Source organism: Winogradskya humida (genome assembly GCF_016862215.1).
In the GTDB taxonomy this organism is placed as follows: domain Bacteria; phylum Actinomycetota; class Actinomycetes; order Mycobacteriales; family Micromonosporaceae; genus Actinoplanes; species Actinoplanes humidus.
On record NZ_BOMN01000033.1, the window covers coordinates 86,346 to 106,509 of the forward strand.

21 protein-coding genes are annotated in these 20,164 nt (G+C 68.7%); 17 read left to right on the forward strand and 4 right to left on the reverse strand.

Features of this window, described 5'->3' with window-relative positions:
- Window positions 1–73: 73 nt before the first annotated feature.
- The 8 genes from Ahu01nite_RS14670 (at window position 74) to Ahu01nite_RS14705 (ending at window position 7,505) form a co-directional block, all read left to right on the forward strand.
- Window positions 74–835, forward strand: coding sequence for a DeoR/GlpR family DNA-binding transcription regulator (locus Ahu01nite_RS14670; RefSeq protein ID WP_203837061.1), 762 nt, complete (start codon window positions 74–76; stop codon window positions 833–835).
- Between the two features lie 80 nt (window positions 836–915).
- The gene (locus tag Ahu01nite_RS14675; protein ID WP_213000337.1) at window positions 916–2,277 is read left to right on the forward strand and encodes an ABC transporter substrate-binding protein; all 1,362 of its coding nucleotides are present in this window, start codon (window positions 916–918) and stop codon (window positions 2,275–2,277) included.
- A gap of 60 nt (window positions 2,278–2,337) precedes the next feature.
- Window positions 2,338–3,267 carry a carbohydrate ABC transporter permease gene (locus tag Ahu01nite_RS14680; protein WP_203837063.1) on the forward strand — a complete coding sequence of 310 codons (930 nt, stop codon included), beginning with the start codon at window positions 2,338–2,340 and terminating at the stop codon, window positions 3,265–3,267.
- Window positions 3,264–4,133, forward strand: a complete 870-nt coding sequence (locus tag Ahu01nite_RS14685) for a carbohydrate ABC transporter permease (protein WP_239158844.1) — start codon at window positions 3,264–3,266, stop codon at window positions 4,131–4,133. The genes Ahu01nite_RS14680 and Ahu01nite_RS14685 overlap by 4 nt, the downstream gene beginning before the upstream one ends.
- Before the next feature lie 8 nt (window positions 4,134–4,141).
- On the forward strand, window positions 4,142–5,119 hold the full coding sequence (locus Ahu01nite_RS14690; protein ID WP_239158845.1) for a zinc-dependent alcohol dehydrogenase family protein: 978 nt from the start codon (window positions 4,142–4,144) through the stop codon (window positions 5,117–5,119).
- Window positions 5,120–5,181: 62 nt separating this feature from the next.
- Complete coding sequence (locus Ahu01nite_RS14695) at window positions 5,182–6,480, forward strand: APC family permease (protein ID WP_203837065.1); 1,299 nt, start codon at window positions 5,182–5,184, stop codon at window positions 6,478–6,480.
- Between the two features lie 184 nt (window positions 6,481–6,664).
- Window positions 6,665–7,219 (forward strand): Panacea domain-containing protein, encoded by a 555-nt coding sequence (locus Ahu01nite_RS14700; RefSeq protein ID WP_203837066.1) that lies wholly within the window; start codon window positions 6,665–6,667, stop codon window positions 7,217–7,219.
- Window positions 7,209–7,505 (forward strand): hypothetical protein, encoded by a 297-nt coding sequence (locus tag Ahu01nite_RS14705; protein WP_203837067.1) that lies wholly within the window; start codon window positions 7,209–7,211, stop codon window positions 7,503–7,505. Before Ahu01nite_RS14700 ends, Ahu01nite_RS14705 begins: the two co-directional genes overlap by 11 nt.
- 6 nt (window positions 7,506–7,511) lie before the next feature.
- Here the strand turns inward: Ahu01nite_RS14705 and Ahu01nite_RS14710 are convergent, their stop codons facing one another.
- A complete protein-coding gene (locus Ahu01nite_RS14710; protein WP_203837068.1) occupies window positions 7,512–8,039 on the reverse strand; it encodes a hypothetical protein in 528 nt (175 codons plus the stop codon).
- A 137-nt stretch (window positions 8,040–8,176) separates the two neighbouring features.
- Here Ahu01nite_RS14710 and Ahu01nite_RS14715 point away from each other — a divergent pair, with 137 nt between their 5' ends.
- Both Ahu01nite_RS14715 and Ahu01nite_RS14720 read left to right on the forward strand, forming a co-directional pair.
- Window positions 8,177–8,629 carry a MarR family winged helix-turn-helix transcriptional regulator gene (locus Ahu01nite_RS14715; RefSeq protein ID WP_239158846.1) on the forward strand — a complete coding sequence of 151 codons (453 nt, stop codon included), beginning with the start codon at window positions 8,177–8,179 and terminating at the stop codon, window positions 8,627–8,629.
- A gap of 40 nt (window positions 8,630–8,669) precedes the next feature.
- Window positions 8,670–10,460: an MFS transporter gene (locus tag Ahu01nite_RS14720; RefSeq protein WP_203837069.1), complete on the forward strand. Its 1,791-nt coding sequence runs from the start codon at window positions 8,670–8,672 to the stop codon at window positions 10,458–10,460.
- 15 nt (window positions 10,461–10,475) lie between these two features.
- Here the strand turns inward: Ahu01nite_RS14720 and Ahu01nite_RS14725 are convergent, their stop codons facing one another.
- A complete protein-coding gene (locus Ahu01nite_RS14725) occupies window positions 10,476–11,063 on the reverse strand; it encodes a TetR/AcrR family transcriptional regulator (RefSeq protein ID WP_203837070.1) in 588 nt (195 codons plus the stop codon).
- A 78-nt stretch (window positions 11,064–11,141) separates the two neighbouring features.
- On the opposite strand from Ahu01nite_RS14725, the gene Ahu01nite_RS14730 reads away from it, so the two are divergent.
- On the forward strand, window positions 11,142–12,380 hold the full coding sequence (locus Ahu01nite_RS14730; RefSeq protein ID WP_203837071.1) for an MFS transporter: 1,239 nt from the start codon (window positions 11,142–11,144) through the stop codon (window positions 12,378–12,380).
- Between the two features lie 113 nt (window positions 12,381–12,493).
- Entirely contained in the window at window positions 12,494–14,089 is a 1,596-nt protein-coding gene (locus Ahu01nite_RS14735; protein WP_203837072.1) for an alpha/beta hydrolase, read from the forward strand.
- Here Ahu01nite_RS14735 and Ahu01nite_RS14740 read toward each other — a convergent pair.
- On the reverse strand, window positions 14,083–15,036 hold the full coding sequence (locus Ahu01nite_RS14740; RefSeq protein WP_203837073.1) for an NAD(+)/NADH kinase: 954 nt from the start codon (window positions 15,034–15,036) through the stop codon (window positions 14,083–14,085). The genes Ahu01nite_RS14735 and Ahu01nite_RS14740 overlap by 7 nt on opposite strands.
- A gap of 234 nt (window positions 15,037–15,270) precedes the next feature.
- Between Ahu01nite_RS14740 and Ahu01nite_RS14745 the strand changes: the two genes are divergently transcribed.
- The 3 genes from Ahu01nite_RS14745 (at window position 15,271) to Ahu01nite_RS14755 (ending at window position 17,651) form a co-directional block, all read left to right on the forward strand.
- On the forward strand, window positions 15,271–15,861 hold the full coding sequence (locus tag Ahu01nite_RS14745; RefSeq protein ID WP_203837074.1) for a TMEM165/GDT1 family protein: 591 nt from the start codon (window positions 15,271–15,273) through the stop codon (window positions 15,859–15,861).
- Between the two features lie 14 nt (window positions 15,862–15,875).
- On the forward strand, window positions 15,876–16,841 hold the full coding sequence (locus Ahu01nite_RS14750; protein ID WP_203837075.1) for a cyclase family protein: 966 nt from the start codon (window positions 15,876–15,878) through the stop codon (window positions 16,839–16,841).
- 99 nt (window positions 16,842–16,940) lie between these two features.
- Entirely contained in the window at window positions 16,941–17,651 is a 711-nt protein-coding gene (locus Ahu01nite_RS14755) for a tetratricopeptide repeat protein (protein ID WP_203837076.1), read from the forward strand.
- Here Ahu01nite_RS14755 and Ahu01nite_RS14760 read toward each other — a convergent pair.
- Window positions 17,614–18,633: a lysylphosphatidylglycerol synthase transmembrane domain-containing protein gene (locus Ahu01nite_RS14760; RefSeq protein ID WP_239158847.1), complete on the reverse strand. Its 1,020-nt coding sequence runs from the start codon at window positions 18,631–18,633 to the stop codon at window positions 17,614–17,616. The two genes, Ahu01nite_RS14755 and Ahu01nite_RS14760, sit on opposite strands and share 38 nt — an antisense overlap.
- Window positions 18,634–18,814: 181 nt before the next feature.
- Between Ahu01nite_RS14760 and Ahu01nite_RS14765 the strand changes: the two genes are divergently transcribed.
- Window positions 18,815–19,816: a PTS transporter subunit EIIC gene (locus tag Ahu01nite_RS14765; protein ID WP_203837111.1), complete on the forward strand. Its 1,002-nt coding sequence runs from the start codon at window positions 18,815–18,817 to the stop codon at window positions 19,814–19,816.
- A gap of 1 nt (window position 19,817) precedes the next feature.
- Window positions 19,818–20,138: a PTS lactose transporter subunit IIB gene (locus tag Ahu01nite_RS14770; protein ID WP_203837077.1), complete on the forward strand. Its 321-nt coding sequence runs from the start codon at window positions 19,818–19,820 to the stop codon at window positions 20,136–20,138.
- Window positions 20,139–20,164 lie beyond the last annotated feature (26 nt).

Sequence of the window (20,164 nt, forward strand, 5' to 3'; positions counted from 1 at the left end):
ACCGTACATTGTGACGGCGGCCACACGTTTCCTCGGTGTTACAAATGGCGTACGGCAGGCGGGGAGGTGTGGTTTGAACGCGGACGAGCGACAGCATCAGATTGTCGCCCTGGCCAGACGGCAGGGCGAGGTCGACGTCGCCAAGCTCGCAGCGGAGCTCACCGTCTCGGCGGAGACCATCCGACGGGATCTGCGGCTGCTGGAGAAGCACGGTCTGCTCAGGCGCACGCACGGCGGCGCCTACCCGGTGGAGACCGCCAAATTCGAGACCGACCTCGCGATGCGTACGACGCGCGGGGTCCCCGAGAAGAGGCGGATCGCCGCCGCCGCCGTCGGACTCATCGGCGACGCGGAGACGATCTTCATCGACGAGGGATTCACGCCTCAGCTCATCGCGGAGGCGCTGCCCATCGACCGCCCCCTGACAGTGGTGACGGCCTCGCTCAACACCGCGGCGTGGCTGTCCACCAACACCCCGGCGACCGTGCTTCTGCTCGGCGGCCGGGTCCGTGGCCGCACGCTGGCCACGGTCGACCACTGGGCCAGCAGCATGCTGGCCGGCTTCGTGCTCGACCTCGCCTTCGTAGGCGCCAACGGCATCTCCCGGGAGGTGGGCCTCACGACCCCCGACCCCGCCGTGGCGGACGTGAAGGCGCGGGCCGTGCGCGCGGCACGCCGGCGGATCTTCGTCGGCATGCACACCAAGTTCGGCGTACGCACATTCTGCCGCTTTGCCGAGATATCCGATTTCGAGTCACTGGTCACGGACACGGGCCTTCCGGCGTCCGAGGCGCACCGCTATTCACGGCTGGGCCCGCAGGTAATCCGGGTCTGACCCGAACACAGAGATTCCAGAACCGGCCCTTCGCGGAATGGCCGGCACGTTCCCGCATGTCTTCAAACGGAGGATCTGCAGTGCACAAAAGAAATGGCAAGCTCTCTTTGCTGATCGCGGGGGCGGCGACCGGCGCGCTCGTGCTCTCGGGCTGTTCCGGCGCGGGCTCCACCAGCGGGGGCTCCGACGGGGACCACACCATCACCGCTCTGATGGTCGGTAACCCGCAGATGGAGGACATCCAGAAGCTGACCGCCGAGAACTTCACCAAGCAGACCGGCATCACGGTGAAGTTCACGATCCTCCCGGAGAACGAACTCCGCGACAAGGTCACCCAGGACGTCGCCAACCAGGGCGGTCAGTACGACGTCGCCACCGTCGGCGCGTACGAGGTGCCGATCTGGGCGAAGAACGGCTGGCTGCACGAGCTGTCCACGAAGTCGGCCGCGGACACCGCGTACGACAGCGCCGACCTGCTCAAGCCGATGGTGCAGTCGCTGACGGGTGACGACGGCAAGATGTACGCCGCCCCGTTCTACGGCGAGTCCTCGTTCCTGATGTACAACAAGGACATGTTCGCCGCGGCGGGCCTGACCATGCCGGAGAAGCCGACCTGGGCGCAGGTCGCCGAGTTCGCCAAGAAGCTCGACGACAAGCAGAAGGGCGTCGCCGGTATCTGCCTGCGCGGCCTGCCCGGCTGGGGCGAGCTGTTCGCGCCGCTGACCACCGTGGTCAACACGTACGGTGGCACCTGGTTCGAGAAGGACTGGACCCCCAAGGTCAACTCGCCGGAGTTCAAGGCGGCGACCGACTTCTACGTCAACCTCGTCAAGAACTACGGCGAGAAGGGCGCGGCGCAGGCCGGCTTCACCGAGTGCCTGAACACGTTCGGTCAGGGCCAGGCCGCCATGTGGTACGACGCCACGTCGGCCGCCGGCACGCTCGAGGACCCGAAGGCGTCGAAGGTCGCCGGCAAGGTCGGCTACGCGTACGCCCCGGTGGACAAGACCGCGTACTCCGGCTGGCTCTGGACCTGGGCGTGGGCCATGCCCAAGACCACCAAGCACGAGGACGACGCCTGGAAGTTCATCTCCTGGGCCACCAGCAAGGACTACGAGCAGGTCGTCGGCAAGAACCTCGGCTGGTCGCGCGTGCCGTCCGGCAAGCGCACCTCGACCTACTCGATCCCCGAGTACAAGGAGTCCGCGAAGGCGTTCGCCGACGTGACCCTCGGCTCGATCGAGAACGCCAACCCGCAGAACCCGGGTGTGCAGCCGCGGCCCGCACTGGGCGTGCAGTTCGTCGGCATCCCCGAGTTCGCCGACCTGGGCACCAAGGTGTCGCAGGAAGTGAACGCGGCCATCGCCGGTAGCTCCACGGTCGACAAGGCCCTGACGGATGGTCAGAAACTCGCCGAAGACGTGGCGAAGAACTACAAGTAGCGCCCGCGGAGGCGCTGTCCCCCACGGACAGCGCCTCCGTACCTACCCGGAAGGCCGACAATGACCGACGTCATCACCCGGGCGGATCCCAAGCCGGACGTTCCCGTGGTGTCACCCAAGGGCGGAGCCAAGGACCGCTGGGTCCGCCGGGCACCGTTGCTGCCCGCGCTCATCTTCGCCATCGTCGTGACCCAGGTGCCGTTCCTGGTCACCATCTACCTGTCCACGCTGGACTGGAACGCCCTGCGCCCGGGCGACCGGCCGTTCGTCTTCCTCGACAACTACGTGACGGTGCTGACCGACACGCGGTTGCAGTCGGCGCTGCTCAACACGGTGCTGCTGACCGCCGGCGCGGTGATCTTCTCGATGATTCTCGGGCTGGCACTGGCCATCCTGCTGGACCGCAAGTTCTTCGGCCGGGGCGTCGTCCGGACGATGCTGATCACGCCGTTCCTGGTGATGCCGATCGCGGCGGCGCTGCTCTGGAAGCACGCCCTCTACAACCCGGCGTACGGCCTGATCAACGGCATCTTCGGCGGCTCGACCGACTGGGTCTCGTCGTACCCGAAGGCCGCGGTCATCGCCACGCTGGTCTGGCAGTGGACGCCGTTCATGATGCTGATCCTGCTGGCCGGCCTGCAGTCGCAGAGCGAGGACATCCTGGAGGCCGCCCGCGTCGACGGTGCCGGCGCCTGGAAGATCTTCACCCACATGACGCTCCCGCACATGCGTCAGTACCTGGAGCTGGGCGCGCTGCTCGGCTCGATCTACCTGGTCAACACGTTCGACGCGGTCTTCACCATCACCCAGGGCGGACCGGGCACGGCAACGACCAACCTGCCGTACGAGATCTACCTGACGACGTTCCGCAAGTTCGAGTACGGCGAGGCGTCGGCCGCCGGCGTCATCGTGGTGATCCTGACGATCATCGTGGCGACGTTCGCGCTGCGCGTCATCTCGAGCCTGTTCCGCATGGAGGAGTCCCGATGACGACACTCGCCACGCCCGCAGTGAAGTCCTCCACGGCCTTGAAACCCGCCGCACGGCGCCGCATGGGCAGTGCGATCTGGGGGGTCGTCGCCTGGGTCGCCGGGATCATCTTCGTGTTCCCGGTGATCTGGATGGTGCTCACCAGCTTCAAGCAGGAGCAGGACGCCGCCAGCAACCCGCCCACGTGGGTCTTCACCCCGACGTTCGATCAGTACGCGCAGGTCTTCGACCGCAACATCATGCCGTTCCTGCTGAACTCGCTGATGGCGAGCGTGTTCTCCACGCTGCTGGTGGTCATCCTGGCCACCCCCGCGGCGTACGCCCTCTCGCTGCGCCCGGTCGCGAAATGGACCGACGCGCTGTTCTTCTTCATCTCGACCAAGATGATGCCCGCGGTCGCCGCGCTGCTGCCGGTCTACCTGCTGGTGAAGAACCTGGGCATGCTCGACAACGTGTGGACGATGGTGCTGCTCTACACCTCGATGAACCTGCCGCTCGCGGTCTGGATGATGCGGTCGTTCCTGCTCGAGGTGCCACGCGAGGTGCTGGAGGCCGGCGAGGTCGACGGTGCCGGGCTCGTCACGTCGATCCGGAAGATCATCCTGCCGATCGTCTCGCCGGGCCTGGCCGCGACGGCGCTGATCTGCTTCATCTTCGCCTGGAACGAGTTCTTCCTGGCGGTGAACCTGACCGCGACGAACGCCGGCACCGCCCCGATCTTCCTGGTCGGCTTCATCTCCTCCGAGGGCCTCTTCCTGGCCCGGCTCTGCGCGGCGGCCACCCTGGTCTCGCTGCCGGTGCTGATCGCCGGCTGGGTCGCCCAGAACAAGCTGGTCCGCGGTCTCTCGATGGGCGCGGTCAAATGAGAGCCGCCGTGGTTGTCACGCCCGGCACGATCCGGATCGAGAACGTGCCGGACCCGGCGCCCGGCCCCACCGACGTGGTGGTCAGGCCGGCGGCGGTGGGCATCTGCGGCACCGACGCGCACATCATGGACGGCGAGTTCGCGCCGGCCTTCCCGATCGTCCCCGGCCACGAGTTCGCCGGCGAGATCGTGGAGGTCGGCGCGGCCGTCACCGACTTCGCGGTCGGCGATCAGGTCGCGGTGGACCCCTCGCTGTACTGCGGCTACTGCTACCAGTGCAAACGCGCCCGCGGCAACCAGTGCGAAAATTGGAACGCCATCGGGGTCACCCGGCCCGGCGCGGCCGCGGAATTCGTCCTCGCACCCCGGGCCAACCTCTTCCGGCTGCCGTCGCACCTCGCGGCCCGCGACGCTGCCCTGATCGAACCCCTCTCCTGCGCGGTACGCGGATTCGACGTCCTCCCCCGCCGCATGTCCGACACGTTCCTCATCTACGGCTCGGGCACGATGGGCCTGATGATGCTGGAGCTCGCGAAACGCGCCGGCGCGGCCACCGTGTCCATGGTGGACATCAACCCGGAACGGCTAGAAACGGCAAAACTGCTGGGGTGTACGGCTGCAGTCACCAACGCCGAAGAGCTGGACGCCCCCCGCGGCTGGGACGTCGTCATCGACTGCACCGGAGCACCGGCCGCGATCCGGGACGGCCTCGCCCGCGTGGGCCGGGGCGGCACGTTCCTACAGTTCGGCGTGTCCGCGTACGACGCCCGCGTCGAGATCGAGCCCTACGAGATCTACCGCCGCGAGATCACTATCACCGGCTCGATGGCAGTCCTGCACAGCTTCGACCGCGCAGGCGAACTCCTGGCCGCGGGCGTCCTCGACCCGGCCATCTTCATCAGCCACCGCTTCCCGCTGACCGACTACGCCAAGGCCCTGTCCCAGTTCCGCGCCGGCGTGGGCAGGAAGACGCTGATAGAACCCTGATGTGCCAATCTTTTCACCATTGGTCATTGCGTGATCACAGGTAGTTGCCAACGACGTCCGGCATGGGCGTCAATGGAGCGGTGCCCCCGCCGCTGACCTTGAAGGCGGGGCGCCTCGGCGGAGCGTCCGTGATCGGCGTCGCCCTCGCCGCGGCGACCCCGCTGCTCCCCGCCGACCTCCCGGCGCCGCTGGTTGTGGCGGCCGCCGGGCTCTTCCTCCTGATCTTCGCCACTGCTTATGCGGGGCTTACCCGGCGGCTGTCGTCCTCGGGTGCGCTGTACACGTTTGCGGCGCGTGGGCTCGGGCGGCCGTTCGGGGTGGCGGCGGGGTGGTTGGCGCTCATGGCGTACCAATCAATGCAACTCGGTCTTTATGCAGTGCTTGCGCCGCGCTTCGGGGCACCGTGGTGGGCGGTAGCAGGTGTGTGCTGGGCAGTGGTCGCGCTGAGCGGAATGCTCCCGATCGGCGTCGCCGCGTGGTTGATGATCTTGTTGGTCGTAGGCGCCCTCGCCTCACTCACCATCCCGGTCGTGGCTGACCTCCCGCACACCCTGGACGCCCTGCGCCTGACCGAAACGGGTCGCCCGGAGCTGGGTCTGCTACTGCTCACCGCGACCCTCGCCTTCGTGGGCATCGAGGTCACTGCGGCATTCAGCCAGGACGTGCGACGCTCCGCGGCCCCCGCGACCTACATCGTGGTCCTGCTTCTGATCATCCTGTACGCGCTCAGGTCGTCCACGGACGTCCAAGCCACCACCTGGGCCTTCACCGCGAGCCTCCTCGCCGGCCAGCTCGCCCTCCACCACGTGATGGTCCGCTACCTCGCCGCCATGGGCCGAGAACGAGTGCTGCCGTCCTCGCTGGCCAGGCTCCGCCCCGCGTCCGCAACGCAATCCGTTGTTGCCGGACTGTCCATCGCAGCCCTGATCTTCGTCCCGGTGGATCCCCAGGACCTCACGCTCGCCGGCGGTCTCGGCGTTCTGGTCCTGCTGCTCGGGGCCTCGCTCTCCGCGCTGCTGTTCCTCAACCGCCACCCATCGGGCGAGGGGTTATGGCGCCGCCTTTTCGCGCCCGCTGTGTCCACTGTGGGGTTTGGGGTGCTGGGTTGGCTCGCCTACGAGAACCACCGCGCCCTGCTGGCCTGCGCCGCGGCACCGGTTGCCTTCGGGCTACTGCACGCGGCGGTGCTCCGGTTGGCGAAACCCGTTGTGTACGCCGGAATCGGCCTCGGCGGCACGGCAATCGTGGTCGCCCCCTCCCCATCCGCTCTCGCGGACCTTCGCGATCCTGAGATCCCGCAGTCCCGTGTCCCCGGTGCCCACCGCCCAGAGCGGGTAAATCCGGAGAAAATGATCGGCTGAGTTACTTGTCGCGTGCTAATACCTGACAAACGCCTACTAGGCCTTCCGCAACCCTTGCGGAACGACTAGCCTCATCCGCATGTCAGTCACACTCGCTGATGCCCCGGCGGCATCCGAAAGTTCCCTGGCGCAGCACCCCGTCGAGGTCTCGCCGACTACCCCTGAGCAGCCATATCATTCGCGAATGACCGTCTCCGCACGCGACGTCGCCGCAGTCCTCCGTGATCGGCTCCCCGAGCTGTCGGTCAAGAAACTCCACAAGCTGCTCTACTACTGCCAGGGCCACCACCTGGCGACGTTCGAAGCGCCGCTCTTCGCAGAGACGATTCATGCCTGGGACGGAGGCCCTGTGGTCGGGGCGCTCTGGCGGCAGGAGGCGACGGGCGAGCCGAGCCCTTCACCGCGGCCGCTGGGTGAGGCTGAGCTCAACACGATCGGCTATGTGCTGAGTCGTTACGGCAATCTCACGGGTAATGATCTCGAGAATCTGACCCGTAACGAGACTCCCTGGGAATCGGCTGATCGGGGCCGCAGTCCCCTGCGGAGTGTCCCGATCGAGCTTGAATCGCTCACCCATTATTTCCAGACCCGGGGCGCCCAGGGAACGGACGATGCGATCCCGCTCGACGGTGGTGAGCTGCGTCGGATGCTTGAGGACGTGATGAGCCGGCCACCCTCGACGTCCGGGAAGGTCGACACCCGGGAAGAGATCCTGGCAAGGATGCGGCGTGAATCCTGAGCCCTCCCCGTGGCGCCTCAAGGAGTTCATCGAGCATATCGACATCTGGATCGGCCTCGAGAAGCCCGACGTTGATCTGCGAATCCATGTCCTGGCTTGGGCCATGCGCCGCGATGAAAGCCCTTATCAGGGGGCCCGTCGCGAATCTGGGTTTCCGAACCTCTGGTTCGCGCCGGTCCCGCAGTCCAACCGGAATGGGCAAATAGTCATCTGCTACTACGAAGTCTTCGAGTCGTTACATGAGTTGCGCTGCAAGGGGTTCGGCACGTTGAGCTGGCCCGTTTGAGGGTCGTCAGCGGGTGGGGTCGTCGGTGAAGAATTCTTGGATCTGGGTGAGGGTGAGGTAGCCCTGGGGTTCGAGGGGGCCCTGATCTGGCGGGAGGGTTCGGTGGGTTACCTCCAGGTCGGTCATGTGGTCGGGGAGGGCCGGCAGGGGCGGGACAGGGGGCAGGGGCGGTAAGGCTATGGCCTCGCGGATGACTTCGAACATGCCCGTCACCTCGTGGATGGCCAGGGGGAGGAGTGCTGCCGGGCGGGCTGTGGAAGCGGGGGCCGCGCAGGTGAAGTTGGCGCGGAGTTTGCTCTTGATTTTTCGGATGTCGGCGCTGGGGCGTGGGTGGTCGAGGGGGTTTGCCGCGACGATGCCGAGTTCGCAGTGGGGGATTCCGGAGGCTTGCCACCAGCGGCGCCAGGCGGGGTCTTTGTCGAGGGTGCGGGCTACGTGGCTGAGGGCTGCCAGGTAGGCCTCGGGGGCGGGGCTGTGGAGTGTCGTTGTTCCCAGGTGGGGATGCAGCCAACTGTGGTGGCGGCGCGGGTCCATGGATGCATCGTGGCATTTCGGGTGTGGGGCGCGGGGGACTTCGGGGTGCGCGCGTAAGGGTGGTCAATGTGCGTCGTGGGTGAGGGGTGCGTCACGTCGGGCAGATACATGTATAAGCCAGTGATATAAATCTTGGTGTGCAACCAGTGATCGAGACCCCGCCCGAGAGTGCGCTTGTCGCATTCGGGCTTGAGCGGCTCTACGACGCTCTGCGCCGGCTCGCGCCGCGGATGGGGCTCAGCCTGACCGCGCATTCCACCCTGAAGCGCCTCAGTCAGCTCGGCCCGCAGCGCCTGTCCGAGCTGCACGCCGCCGAGAGCGTCACGCAGCCCGCGATGACCCAGCTGGTCACCCGGCTGGAGAAGGACGGCTTCGCCGTGCGCGGCGGTGACCCCGCCGATCGCCGGGCCGTGCTCGTGAGCATCACCGAGGCCGGGAGCGCGCTCGTCGAGCAGCGCAGAGTCGCATATGCCGAGGCCCTCGACACCGTGCTGGCCGGCCTCTCCGAGGCGGACCGGGCGGCGATCATCGCCGCGCTGCCGGCCATGGAGCGGCTCGTCGACGCCGTTGCCGCGCACGCCACCACCTGAAACCCGTACCACCTGAGCCCTGAAGGGGGGTCATCTCGCCGTGCTCGCCGTTGATCATCCGAGGTACAAGTGGGTCGCTCTGTCGAACACCACGCTCGGCACGCTGCTGGCCACCATCAACTCCTCGATCGTCCTGATCTCGCTGCCGGCGATCTTCAAGGGCATCCACCTGAACGCCCTCGAGCCGGGCAACGTCAGCTACCTGCTCTGGATGCTGATGGGATACATGCTGGTCACTGCGGTGCTGGTGGTCACGCTGGGCCGCCTCGGTGACATGTACGGCCGGGTGAAGATCTACAACGCCGGGTTCGCCATCTTCACGCTGACCTCGGTGATCCTGGCGCTGGACCCGTTCGACGGCGGCGGGGGAGCGCTGTGGCTGATCGGCTGGCGGGTGCTGCAGGCGGTCGGTGGCGCGATGCTGATGGCCAACTCGGCTGCGATCATCACCGACGCGTTCTCGTCGAAGCAGCGCGGCATGGCGCTCGGCGTCAACATCGTCGCCGCGCTGGCAGGCTCGTTCATCGGCCTGGTCGTCGGTGGTGTGCTGGCCGAGTGGGACTGGCGTTCGGTGTTCTGGGTCAACATCCCGCTGGGCATTCTCGGCACGGTCTGGGCGTACCGGTCGCTGCATGACACCGGGGTCCGGCGCAAGGCGAAGATCGACTGGTGGGGCAACGCGACCTTCGCGATCGGGCTCACCGCGGTGCTCGCCGCCATCACGTACGGCATTCAGCCGTACGGCGGCCACACGATGGGCTGGACGAGTCCGTGGGTGCTCACCGGGCTGATCGGCGGCGGGCTGGTGCTGGTGGCCTTCGGCATCATCGAGACCCGGGTCGCCGATCCGATGTTCCCGCTCGCGCTCTTCCGGAACACCGCGTTCACCAGTGGCAACATCGCCAGCCTGCTCTCCGCGGTGGCGCGGGGCGGGCTCCAGTTCATGCTGATCATCTGGCTGCAGGGGATCTGGCTGCCGCTGCACGGGTACGACTACGAGCAGACGCCGTTGTGGGCCGGTATCTATCTCGTCCCGTTGACGATCGGCTTCCTCGTCGCGGGTCCGCTGGCCGGTGCCCTCTCCGACCGCTTCGGTCCACGGCTGTTCGCGGCAGGCGGTCTGCTGGTGATGGCCGGGTCCTTCGTCGGGATGCTGCTGCTGCCGAGCGACTTCAACTACGCCGTCTTCGCGCTGCTGATCTTCGTCAACGGGCTCGGCGGTGGCCTGTTCGCGGCGCCGAACACGTCGCTGGTCATGTCGAGCGTCCCCGCCAACATGCGTGGTGCCGCGTCCGGGATGCGGGCGACGTTCCAGAACGCCGGACAGGTGCTGTCGATCGGGCTGTTCTTCTCGCTGATGGTCGCCGGGCTGGCCGGGTCGCTGCCGTCGACGCTGAGCTCGGGGCTGACCGCGCAGGGCGTCTCGGCCGCGACCGCCGATCAGGTCGCGCAGATCCCGCCGGTCGGCACGCTGTTCGCGGCGTTCCTCGGCTACAACCCGATCGCGGAGCTGCTGGGTCAGCCGACCCTCGACAGCCTGCCGGCGCAGAACGCGGACACCCTGACCGGCCTGGAATTCTTCCCCCGGCTGATCTCCGGCCCGTTCCACGACGGCCTGGTGATCGTCTTCTGGCTGGCGATCGCGATGACGGTCATCGGTGCCCTGGCCTCGCTCCTGCGCGGCAAGCCGGCGCCGAAGGAGGACGAGACGCCCGAGGGCGAGTTCGTAGCCCACGAGGCCGAGCTGGCCTCGGAGCTGGCCGAGGCGCAGGGACTGGCCCCGGCCACGCGGGTCGCCGAGCCGATCGACGCCCCCGGGGTCAAGGCCTAGACAAAGGCAGCAAGCTCAGAGAGCGGCGATGGCGGCGTCCACCAGGACTGCCGCCATCGCCCTTGCCGTTACAGCGGCCTCGGGGTGGCGGTCCAGCCGGGCCCCGGCGGAGGCGCCGTCGTACAGGATCACGAGCTGGGCGGCCAGAACCGCGGGATCGGGAACGCCGGCCTCGCGGGCCAGCCCGATCAGCAGCTCCTGGGTCCAGGCGCGGTTGGCGTCGCTCATCTCCTCGGCGACGCCGCCCTTCTCCGATTCCGCGCTCGCGTTGTAGAACGCGCAGCCGCGGTAGGCCGGCGCGGACACGTAGTCGATCAGCACATCGAAGACGCCGACCAGCCGGTCGCGGGGGGTGTCGAAGCGTTCGAGGCCCGTGAGGATCCTCGTCTGCCGGCTTTCGTGCCGGCCCTGCAGGTACGCCCGGATCAGCCCGTCCTTGTTGCCGAAGCAGCTGTAGAGCGAGGCCTTGGCAACGCCCGCCTGCTCGATGACGCGATCGATGCCGACGGTGTGCACCCCCTCGGCGTAGAAGAGCTCATCGGCGGCGGCGAGCAGGCGGTCCCGTGCGGATTGCTTGCGCACGGCAGGTGATGCAGCGGACATGCCCTTGACGATAGCAGACAGATCTGTCTAGTGTCGTGACCTACCAGACAGACCTGTCTGTGCGACTTCGGGAGCGACATGACCACCTCACCCACCACCGCCCCCTCCGTGACCACGACCTCCCGTGAGGTGGCCACGCGCCGGAGACGGCTGTCCCATCCGGTGGCCTTCGCCGCCATCGCCGCCATCTTCGTGGCGTTCACCGCGGCGTCCAGCGCGCCGTCCCCGCTCTACGTCGTCTACCAGCAGCTCTGGGGCTTCTCCGCGACGACCCTGACACTGGTCTTCGCCGTCTACGTGGTCGGGCTCGTCGGATCGCTGCTGATCCTCGGGGCGCTCTCCGATCACGTCGGCCGCCGTCCCGTGCTGGCCGCCGCGATCGTCCTCGAGGCCGTCGCGCTGGTGCTGTTCCTCAGTGCCGGTGACGTGAACGTGCTGCTCGTGGCCCGTTTCCTGCAGGGCATCGCGACCGGTGCGGCGCTGACCACCCTCGGCGCGACCCTGGTCGACCTGAACCCGCCGCACGCCCCCGGCCGCGCCGGTCTGCTCAACAGCATCGTGCCGCCGGCCGGTCTCGCGTTCGGCTCACTGGGCACCGGAGCGCTCGTCCAGTACGCCCCCGGCCCCACCCATCTGGTGTGGGCGATCCTGCTGACGATCATGGTCATCGCGGGTGTCGTCGTGCTGCTGCTGCCCGAGACCTCAACCCGGCGTCCCGGCGTGATGTCCTCCCTGCTGCCGAAGCTCGGCGTGCCGGCCCGGCTGCGCAAGGACCTCTTCGCGCTCGTGCCGATCATCGTGGCCAGCTGGGCGCTCGGCGGCCTCTACCTCTCGCTCGGCCCGTCCGTCGCGGTCGGCGTCTTCGGCCTGGGCAGCCACCTGATCGGTGGCCTGGTCGTGACCCTGCTCTGCGGCACCGGCGCGCTGGCGGCCTATGCGCTGCGCAGCCGGGCCACCAGCCGGGTCCTGACGATCGCCGGTGCGCTGCTGACGATCGGCACCGCGGTGACCCTGATCGGCATGGAGACCGAGTCGACGCTGGTCGCGGCGATCGGCACGGTGGTGGCCGGGGTCGGATTCGGCGCCTCGTCGCTCGCCTCGTTCGGCACGCTGGCAGTGCTCGCGGCCCCCGACGAGCGGGGTGAGCTGTTCGCGGTCGCGCTGACCATCGCGTACGTGGCCTTCAGCATCCCGGCCGTCATCGCCGGCCTCGCCGCCACGACGTTCGGCCTGCACTCGACGGCCCTGGTCTATGGCCTGGTCGTGGTCGCCCTCGGCGGCATCGCCATGATCGCCCAGCGAGCCCGTAAGGCCTGACAGAAGCAGGGCCTGAATGTGAGCCCGAAAGTAGAACCGTCCCGGCGTGGGCGGCGGCTGACCCCGCCGCCCACGCCGGACCATATGTGGCGAAACTCAAAGAAGGGCCACATATGAGACGAATTCTGACAACCGTCATCACGCTCGGACTGGTGCTCTCCTCCGGCGCGGCCGTGGCGTACGCCGCATCCGACACCCCGCGCCGCGGCACCACCACCTACGAGCCGATCACGTGGGGCACCTGCGAGAGCACCGGCCTCGCAGCCCGCAACGCGCAGTGCGGCCTGCTCAGCGTGCCGCTCGACTATGCGAAGCCCGGTGGCGAGCAGATCGAACTGGCCGTCTCGCGCATCAGGCACACCACGAAGGATGCCGACTACCAGGGCGTCATGCTGGTCAACCCGGGTGGGCCGGGTGGCTCGGGTCTGGACCTGTCGGTGCTGGGCGAATACGTGCCGAAGGACGCCGGGGACGCGTACGACTGGATCGGGTTCGATCCTCGTGGGGTCGGCTCGAGCGAGCCGTCCCTGGGTTGTGACGGCGGGTATCTCGGATACGGACGCCCGCCCTACGTGCCGACCGGTTCGAAGATCGAGAAGGCCTGGCTCGGCAAGGCCGAGGGGTACGCGTCGGACTGCGCGCAGATCGCGGGTGACCTGCTCGACCACATGCGCACCACGGACACCGTGCAGGACCTCGACAGCCTGCGTGCCGCACTCGGTGCCGAGCAGATCAACTTCTACGGCTTCTCGTACGGCACCTACCTCGGCCAGGTCTACGCGACGCGCTACCCCCAGCGGGTACGCCGGATGGTGCTCGACGGCAACGTCGACCCCCGCCGCGTCTGGTACGACGCCAACCTCGACCAGGACGTCGCCTTCGACCGCACCATGAAGGTCTACTTCGCCTGGATCGCCCAGTACGACAAGGTGTACCACCTGGGCCGGAGCGCGAAAGCCGTCGAGAAGCTCTTCTACAAGGAGCAGTCCCGGCTGCTCGGGCATCCCGCCGACGGCGAGTTCGGGCCCGACGAGCTCACCGACGTGTTCCTGCAGGCCGGTTACTACGTCTTCGGCTGGGAGTCGGTCGCGTACGCGTTCTCCGCCTGGGTCAACGACCGTGACCCGGACCCGCTGAGGTCGCTGTTCGAGTCGGCGAACCCTACGGACGACGGCGCCGACAACGGGTACGCGGTCTACCTCGCAGTCCAGTGCACCGACGCTCCATGGCCCACCTCATGGAAGAAGTGGCACGCGGACAACTCCCGGATCCACTCGCAGGCGCCGTTCCTGACCTGGGGCAACGCCTGGTACAACGCACCCTGCCTGACCTGGCCCGCCGCGCCGGGCAAGCGGATCAAGGTAAGCGGCACGAATGCCCCGCCGATCCTGCTGCTCAGCGAGACCCTGGACGCCGCGACGCCCTTCTCGGGCAGCCTCGAGGTGCGCCGGCGCTTCCCGAAGTCCGCGCTGATCGAGGGCGTCGGCGGCACCACCCACGCCGGGTCGCTCTTCGGCAATGCCTGTGTCGACAACTCCATCGCGGAGTATCTGGCGTCCGGAAAGCTCCCGCAGCGAGCGAAGGGCAACACCGCGGACAAGCGCTGCGACCCGTTGCCGAAGCCGGACCCGACCAAGCCGTCGGCGAAGCGTGCAGGGGTCGCCACGCTCTCCCGGCTGGATCTTCAGCGCAGGATCGCCGGTTACTGAGCTGCCCGGCGGTCGTGCAGGGCCGCGTTGTGCCGCAGGTTCTCCGGGATCAGCTCCAGCAGCTGGTCCCGGCGCAGCGGCAGGTCCAGCAGGCTCAGCTTGATCTGGCTGCGGTTCTGGTGCGTGCCGGCGGAGAGCCGGACCACCTGGGCGGCGTTCTCCCGGAACCGCGCGGAGAGGATGCCGCCCGCCGCCAGCTCGCCGGCGTCGGTGCCGTCGACGTCCACCGCGACGGGGGCGCTGTCCGGTGCCACGGTCAGCGTGATCTGGTCGCCGGCCCCGAGCACCACCGCCCGCCCGATTCCCGCCATCGGCGCCACCGGCGTGATCACCGTCGCGGCGGCCGAGGGGGAGAGGATCGGGCCTCCGGCGGCGTAGTTGTACGCCGTCGACCCGTTGGGCGTGGAAACCACCACGGCGTCACAGCGGTAGTAGCCGTACTGGCGGCCGTTGACGGTCAGGTCGGCGCTCACCGCGCCCTTGCGTCCCAGCCGCGCGAGCACCACGTCGTTGAAGCCGAAGCTGGTCCGCAGCCGCACCGGTCCCGCGTCAGCGACCAGGCAACCGTGCGACTCGATGGTGAAGTCGCCACGGCCCAGCTGCTCCAGCGCCGGTGCCAGGCTCGACGGGGTGATCTCGACCAGGAAGCCCAGGTTGCCGTGGTTGACGCCGAGCACGGGCACCGGCCGGTCGATCACCAGCCGCATCGCCCCGAGCATCGTGCCGTCACCGCCGAGCGCGATCACGCCGTTGACCCGGCGCAGGAACTCCTCGTCGCCGACGACCTCGAGCCCGTCGGTCGTGATCCGGGCCGCCTCCGACTCACGGATCAGAACCGTGCCCTCGTGGGTCCGGGACCACTCGACGATCGTCGCCACCGAGTCGCCGACCGGTTTGCTCGGATGGACCACCAGGCCGAACGTCTTGACCGCTGTCTCCAGGCTCACACGCCCACACTAGCCATGATCCCTTCCGCGCCCGGTAGGCTGGCGTACGCGAAGGGGAGTAGCTCCCAACGTGTTGGTCGACATGCTGACGGCGAGAAGTTTTCGCGGTCCGGCCACACGGCCTCGGTTCACCACGCCGGGGCGAGCGAGACCTTCGACTTGGCCGATTCATATGGCCGGGTCGAGGTCGCCCTGCGCCCAAACCCCGGTCTGACCATTACACCGGGAGTTCCCTTGTTCGACGGTTTCCTAGCCGCGACAGCGCTCAGCTTCGCCGTGATCTTCGTGGCCGAGCTCGGCGACAAATCGCAGCTCATGGCGCTGACATTCGCGACCCGCTTCAAGACCATGCCGGTGCTGATCGGCATCACGGTGGCCACCGCGGTCGTACACCTCGTCTCGGTCGGCATCGGTTATGGCCTCGGCGCGACCTTGCCGACCGGCTGGATCTCGCTCGTGGCGGCCATCGCGTTCCTCGCCTTCGGGGCGTGGACGCTGCGCGGGGACAAGCTCACCGATGACGAGAAGCAGAAGGCCGAGCGCACCACGGGCTCGGCGATCCTCGCGGTCGGTGGCGCGTTCTTCCTGGCCGAGCTCGGTGACAAGACCATGCTCGCGACCATCACCCTGGCCACCCAGCACGGCTGGTTCGGCACCTGGCTCGGCTCCACGCTCGGCATGGTGGCGGCGGACGCCCTCGCCATCGTGGTGGGCCGGCTGCTCGGCCGGCACCTGCCCGAGAAGGCGATCAAGTACGGCGCCGCCGCGCTGTTCGCTATCTTCGGCGTCTGGCTCCTCATCGAAGCCATCCGCGAACTCACCTGACCCCGGGGGACCACGTGCCGCTGCAGTACCGCGCCGAATTCGACGCTGTCGTGACGTTCAGCAACGGCGGTGGCCTGCAGACCCAGGGCTTCCGGGTGGACGTGCCGCACGCCGACGTGACCGAGGCGGAGATCTCCGCGCTCTTCGTGTCGGCGTGCCGGCTGCTCATGGTCGGCGCCGTCGAGCTGTCGAACGTGAGGATCTTCGCCGACCCGCACCTGGGCACCCCCGCCGGGCCGTCCGACATCCGGCGCCGGCTGCGCTGGGTGGAGCTGAGCCACGTCATCGAGGCCGGCATGGTCACCTACCCGGGTCTGCCGGCGCCGGTGATCACACCCCACCTGACCAGGGAGGACTCCCGCGGCGTCTACGCCGAGGGCACCGAGTTCGCCATGGACGTCATCACGATGATCGGTAACACCGGCACCTACCTCGACAGCCCGTTCCACCGGTACGCCGATGGCGCCGACCTGGCCGGGATCCCGCTCGACCGGGTCGCCGACCTGCCCGCGGTCGTGGTCCGCACGGCCGGCAGCGGCGTCCGCGGCGTGGGCGTCGAGGCGCTGGAGGACCTCGACGTCGCGGGGCGGGCGGTGCTGCTGCACACGGGAGGTGACGCGCATTGGGGCACTCCGGCGTACGCGGAAAATGCCCCGTTCCTGACCGGAGCCGGCGCGCAGTCGCTGGTCGACCGGGGTGCGGCCCTGGTCGGCATCGACGCCGTCAACATCGACGACACCTCCCCGGATGCCGCTGGCACCCGTCCCGCTCACAGCCTGTTGCTGGGCGCGGGCATCCCGGTGGTCGAGCACCTGACGGGTCTGGCGGAGTTGCCGCCGACGGGGGCGCGCTTCACGGCGGTGCCACCGCGGGTGGTCGCATTCGGGACATTCACCGTACGGGCGTACGCGACGATGCCCGTGGAGGAAGCGCACGACCACCGGCGTTCCGGGGGCTGGTTGCCCACCGAAAAAGCGTGAACGGGCTCAGATCCGTACCGTTGGTGCCGATGATGGCCGTGTGACCTTTATCTTCCGCATGTCCGGCGCGCGTGTCTTCCGCATGGCCGGTGCGCGCCGATGACCGATGTTGACGCCGTGCCGGGTGTCCTGCGGATCGGGTCCGAAGGTCTGAAGACCCCGACGGAGATCGGCGTGGCCCGGGCCGCCGCCCTGTTCGAACGGGTCGACCCCGCCGCGGCGGCCCAGCACCTCGAGCCGATCCTCGCCGCCGACCCGGTGTCGGGGCCCGGGTGGATCCTGATGGCCCGGATCCGGCTGGCACTCGACCAGGTTCCGCAGGCGCTGGAGGCGGCCGAACGCGCTGTCGCCGTCGCGCCCGAGGACCCGCGCCCGCTGGCGACGGCGAGCCGGGCCCTGACGCTGCTCGGCCGGCACGAGGAGGCCGTGACGATGGCCTACCGCGCGGTGATCGTCGAGCCGAAGAACCCGCTGTGGCACGACCGGGTCGCATGGGCGCTGCTCGCCGCCGACCGGCAGTACGCGGACGCCGAACAGGCCGCGCGTACGGCCGTCGGGCTGGACCCCCACGAAGCGCACTACTACTTCACCCACGGCGTGACGCTCGACGCGCTCGGCCACTCCGACCAGGCCAGGCAGGCGTTCCTGATCTCGCTCAAGATGGAGCCGGAGAACCCGGTCGCGCAGCACCGGCTCGCCGTCCTGAACGGCGAAGCGGTCAAGGAGCCCGAGAAGAAGAAGCGCGGCTGGAAGATCTTCGGCCGCCGGGGCGCTAACGGGCCATCACGCCCGGAGGAGTTCCTGCCCTAGAACGCATCACGAGCCAGACGAGCCAGCCCGTACCGATCACGAAGACGAAGCTGATCAGGCGGTAGAGCACCACGGCCGCGACCGCCGAACCGGTGGCCAGGCCGCCCGCGACCAGGCCCAGGATCAGCGCGCCGTCGACGACGCCGAGCCCGCCCGGCACGATCGGGACGCTGGCCGCGGCCATCCCCGCGCAGTACGCGATGACGAGCTGGCTCGGATGGATCCCCTCGGCGTCCAGCGCGATGCAGCACATCCAGAGGCACAGCGCGTCGAGCAGCCAGTTCGCGACGGCGAGCAGGATCGCGTACGTCAGCTCCGCCGGCCGCATCCGCACCGACCGCAACTGGTCGATGAAGCTCGTCAGCCCCGCCTGGCCGGTGTCGACGGGCCGGTGCCGCACCCTGTTGAGCAGGCCGAGCAGCATCCGCGCCGGGTTGATCAGCCATTCGGGGTGCTGGGCCACGAGCCGGACGCCGACAGCCACCAGCAATGCCCCGCCCATGTAGACCAGCAGCGTGCGCCAGCTGCCGGTGCTGCGGGTCAGGATCCCGAAGACAGCGCCGATGACCACCAGCGCGCCCGCCGAGAGCACCCCGCTGAGCGCGATGCACCAGGACGCGACCGCCGACGAGGCACCGAAGCGGCGTAAGTGCTGGAAGTTGAAGGTGGTGGAGAAGAGCGGTCCGCCGGGCAGCGTCGCACTCAGCGAATGGGCCGCGTACGCGAGCGCCACGTGCCGCCGGATGCCCACTTTTGTGCCTGCACCACGCAGCAAAGCCCGCTGCATGCGCGCGTAACTGCCCATCGACGCGATCTCCGCGACCAGGGCGCCGGCGACCCAGTTCCAGTGCGGCGTACGCAGCTGGCCCAGCGCCTCCACCAGCGATCGCCACCCGAACACCAGCTCGACGGCGAGCACGGCGAGGACCGCCGCGGCCACGACGGGCCCGCGGCGCCACCACGGCTGGACGGTGTCGGCCACTTGATCGATCGTCGCAAAAATCCCGCGCGCACGCTGGGGAGATTGACAGTAGGTGATCTCGTCGGTACAACGATTCCACCAGAGCGTGAGGAGCCGTGCCTTGTCGGAGCTGTACGCGCCTCCCACCCGGGAGTCAGGGCTGAAAGCGCAGGTCCAGCGGTTCGGCGGTTATCTCTCCGGCATGGTGATGCCGAACATCGCGGCGTTCATCGCGTGGGGGCTCATCACCGCGGTCTTCTTCGAGCACGGCTGGTGGCCCAACGAGCGGTTCGCGGCCCTGATCGACCCGATGTCGCACGTGCTGCTGCCGGTCCTGATCGGATACACCGGCGGGCGCATGGTGCACGCCCAGCGCGGGGCCGTGGTCGGTGCGGTCGCCACGATGGGCCTGGTCGTCGGGTCGCCGTCGCCGATGTTCTTCGGCGCGATGATCGTCGGGCCGCTCGCCGCGTGGGCGCTCAAGTACGTCGACGGCCTCACCGAGAACCGCATCCGGTCCGGCTTCGAGATGCTGGTCGAGAACTTCAGCGCGGGCATCGTCGGCGCGTTCGCCGCGCTGTTCGGGGCGCTGGCCGTCGGCCCGGTGATGCGGATCTTCACCGACGCGCTGGGCGAGGGCGTCCGGTTCCTCGTCCAGCATCACCTGCTGCCGTTCGCGGCGGTGCTGATCGAGCCCGCCAAGGTGCTGTTCCTCAACAACGCGGTCAACCACGGCGTGCTCGGGCCGCTGGGCATCGCGGAGTCCTCCGAGGCCGGCAAGTCGGTCCTGTTCATGCTCGAGACCAACCCGGGGCCCGGGTTCGGGATCCTGCTCGCCTATCTGCTGTTCGGCCCGCGCTCGCTGCGGCCCAGCGTGCCGGCCGCGATGGCGATCCAGTTCCTCGGCGGCATCCACGAGATCTACTTCCCGTACGTCCTGATGAAGCCCAGCATGGTGCTGGCCGCGATCTCGGGCGGCGCCGCGGGCATCGTGACGTTCATGGCGACCGGGGCCGGTCTGGTCGCCACGCCGTCGCCGGGCAGCATCTTCGCCTATCTCGCCGAGACCCCCCGCGGTGGCTACTTCGGTGTCCTCGCCGGTGTCGCCGTGGCCGCGGGCGTGTCCTTCCTGATCGGCTCCCTGCTGCTCGGTGTCGGCCGGCTGACCCGCGACGACCTGTCCCGCAGCGAGGGGGAGCTCTGAGATGACCAGCATCCACGGCGGCAACATCCGCAAAGTGGTGGTGGCCTGTGACGCCGGCATGGGCAGCAGCGTGATGCTCGCCTCGCAGCTGCGGCGGGAGCTGCGCGGGGCTCCGGTGATCGTCGAACACCACTCGATCGCGACCATCCCCGACGACGCCGACGTGGTCCTCTGCCAGCTCGGCCTCGCCGGCCGGGCCCGGGCCGGCGCGCCCGGCTCGGTGGTGGTCGGCTTCCGGATGTTCCTCGGCGACCCCGCGGTGGCCCGGGTGGTCGCCGCGGTCAAGCAGGGTGGCGTTGTCTTCGGTACGCCGGGGAGCTGACCGTGCTCGGCTCCATGCCGACGGAC